The organism is Neisseria sp. P0020.S005, from assembly GCF_051957055.1.
In the GTDB taxonomy this organism is placed as follows: domain Bacteria; phylum Pseudomonadota; class Gammaproteobacteria; order Burkholderiales; family Neisseriaceae; genus Neisseria; species Neisseria subflava_A.
This window is the reverse complement of record NZ_JBQCWV010000039.1, coordinates 1-532: the sequence shown is the minus strand read 5'-3', so window position 1 is coordinate 532 and position 532 is coordinate 1. Positions and strand designations below refer to the sequence as shown.

Sequence of the window (532 nt, the reverse complement as noted above, 5' to 3'; positions counted from 1 at the left end):
AAAGGAGGAGAAAAGGAGGGAAAGAAGGGAGGGGAAAGAGAAAGAGAAGAAGGAAGAAAGGGAGGAAGGAGGAGGAAGGAAGGGAAGGGGAAAGGAGGGGGAGAAAAAGAAGAAGGGGGGAGAGGGGGGAGAGGAAGAAGAAGGAAGAAAAAAGAAGGGGAGAAGAAAAAAAGAGAAAAAAGGAAAGGAGGAGGAAGAAGAAGAGGAGAGAGAAAGGAGGAAGAAGGAGGAAGAGAGGGAGAAGAAGAAGAAGGAAGGAAAGAGGAAGGAAAAAAAAAGAGAAGAAAGAAAGAAAAAAGAGAGAGGGGGAGAAAGGGGAAGAGAGGGGGAAAGAAAGAAAGAAGGGAGAGGGGAGAAAGAGGAAGGAAAGAAGAAGGAAAAAAAGAAAAAAAAGAAGGAGAAGGGGAAGGGGGGGAAAGGATGGACAGCACCACACTGCGCGAGGCAAGGGGGGGCGGGCACAGGAGGCACGATGCCCAGCGGGGCACGAGCGAAGCCTGCCGGCGAGACGGCCTGAGCGACCCAAAACAGC

The 532-nt window shown here is 51.1% G+C and carries 1 protein-coding gene; it reads left to right on the top strand.

Annotated elements, in window-relative coordinates; translation table 11 throughout:
* Positions 1-517: hypothetical protein (locus ACTHTU_RS11195; RefSeq protein WP_440362588.1), on the top strand; the 517-nt coding region annotated here is incomplete at its 5' end.
* Between the last annotated feature and the right edge of the window lie 15 nt (positions 518-532).